The organism is Candidatus Hakubella thermalkaliphila (assembly GCF_013281975.1).
In the GTDB taxonomy this organism is placed as follows: Bacteria; Actinomycetota; Humimicrobiia; order Hakubellales; family Hakubellaceae; genus Hakubella; species Hakubella thermalkaliphila.
Window position 1 is genome coordinate 1 of the sequence record NZ_BLRZ01000207.1, and the last position, 1,918, is coordinate 1,918.

Here is a 1,918-nt window from a genome sequence, read left to right on the forward strand (position 1 = left end):
CACAGAAGAATCACTTTCTTTATGCGCTGCGGGCATTTCTGCGTTTGGAGATACACAAGTTGCGAACGGGAAATAGTTGGTATGAGGCAAAGGTGTCCATTATCAGGGAGGCAATACGGGCTTATCTGGGTAACCCTACCTACAGTCTTACCCCAACTGCGTAAGTCCTAATAGATGTTTGAGCTTTACATTTGAAGGCATTACGGAGCAAAGAGATATTCAATCATCCGATTCAACATCTTTACTCCCTTTACCTCTGTTTCAAATAGAGGTACGATTGCCCTCACCTTATCTCCAAATATGCTCCATATCTCCTCCATATGTTCATCCTGCATCCGAATTCTATTTAGAACAAACTCTGCTGCATCCTTTCCAACCTGTTCCTTCTGGATCACCCCATTGACCACAACGCCACCCACAGGAATTCCAAATTCATGAAACCAATTGATGAAACGGGTAATCACCGCGATGGGAAGACTTTCAGGCAATGTCCCAAAAAAGAAGGCAGTGAGGGCCTCATCAGTCAGGAGGCCTTTCGCATGGGACATCCTCTCCTTGAAACTCAGGAGATAATCCAGGAGAGGGTCCTCCTCTTTTTTCTTTGAGAAAGAGAGCAGTTCCTTCAGGGATCTCGCCTCCTCCCGGCTCTTCAGCATCTTCTCTACCCATAAGGAGTAAACTTTGGACATCCCCAGGAGACGTCTTGCATTCGCTGTTGGAGCTGTGTCAAAGACATAAAATTCGTATTCATCCTTGAGCATGATGTCTATCATATTCTCGAACATGGCCGACTCTTCAAAGGCAGGGTTCATGGTGGCCGATTCTATGAAATCCTCAGCCTTTGTCGTAATGTCTGCAAATTTGAGAAACCAGTTGATCTTTTCGCGGATTTCTTGTTTTGACCTTTCGATGGTGTCCCGTGTATCGATTTCATAGGCATAAAAATTCTCTTCATCGCAGACTACTGTCGGCCTTCCAAGGACATCCCTTTCCATGAGACTGGAGAGGCTATGGACAGGATTGGTGGAGGTCAGTAATGTCTTCTTTCCCCGCCTGGCTGACCAAAGGCCAGCTGCCCCTGCCATGACCGTCTTCCCAACCCCTCCTTTTCCTCCAAAAAATATATATTTCAGTCGGGGATGGTCCTGTATGAATTTGTTCATATTGATTGTTATTTTGTCCACAGTTTTTACTCCTTTATTGCGTTATTAGTCAAACTCCCCAAACATGGCTTTGGCCATCTTCTCAATCATGGGAAGTCCTGTCACATCCCGCTCCATCTCAGGGACATATGCTAAGATCTGGCTTTTAAAAGTAGTTTCAATTACCTTCAGGTAATGCTCCTGCATGGTGAGGCGATTTTTTAAATATTCAGGGATATTCTGATCCTTCAATTCAGGAGGCAGGACACGGTTGACGATATAGCCACTCAGGGGGACATCAAATTTTGCAAAAAGGGCTGCTGCCTTTAAGGTATCCTTAATCACCATCTCCTCGGCTGTAAGGACGAAAAAGAAGGCCGTCTTTTTTTTATCTGTGAGGATGCTGGAGGATTTATGGATGCGGTCTTTGATATAAAGAAGTTCGTTCAGGATGGCATCTTCTTCCAGCTCCTTCTGACGCCGGATCACAGCTGCCGCACGGTCGTATTCCCTCATCTGTTCCCTGAGGCCAGTGATCTTACCAATCCATGCATCGTAGACCGATGCCATGCTCAGATAGTAGAGGGCATGACCTAAGGGCACTAAATCATATATATAGTAGGTAATTGCTCAATATCCTGTGGGAGAAACAGACAACTGAGAAAAAATTTTAAAAAACACTTATTTTTTACTTGCATTCAGAACCAGATTGTGATATACCATAACACATGGAGTTCGATGTTGTATATCATGGTCGCAAGGTAACCCATAAAGAC

2 protein-coding genes and 1 pseudogene are annotated in these 1,918 nt (G+C 44.6%); 1 reads left to right on the plus strand and 2 read right to left on the minus strand.

Features of this window, described 5'->3' with window-relative positions; all coding sequences use genetic code 11:
* Positions 1 to 164 (plus strand): annotated as a pseudogene (locus tag HW443_RS13465) (IS701 family transposase); the annotation flags it as partial.
* Positions 165 to 200: 36 nt separating this feature from the next.
* Here the strand turns inward: HW443_RS13465 and HW443_RS10920 are convergent.
* Both HW443_RS10920 and HW443_RS10925 read right to left on the minus strand, forming a co-directional pair.
* Entirely contained in the window at positions 201 to 1,184 is a 984-nt protein-coding gene (locus tag HW443_RS10920; protein ID WP_176231991.1) for an ArsA family ATPase, read from the minus strand.
* 24 nt (positions 1,185 to 1,208) lie between these two features.
* Positions 1,209 to 1,745 carry an ArsA family ATPase gene (locus tag HW443_RS10925; protein ID WP_246273399.1) on the minus strand — a complete coding sequence of 179 codons (537 nt, stop codon included), beginning with the start codon at positions 1,743 to 1,745 and terminating at the stop codon, positions 1,209 to 1,211.
* Positions 1,746 to 1,918 lie beyond the last annotated feature (173 nt).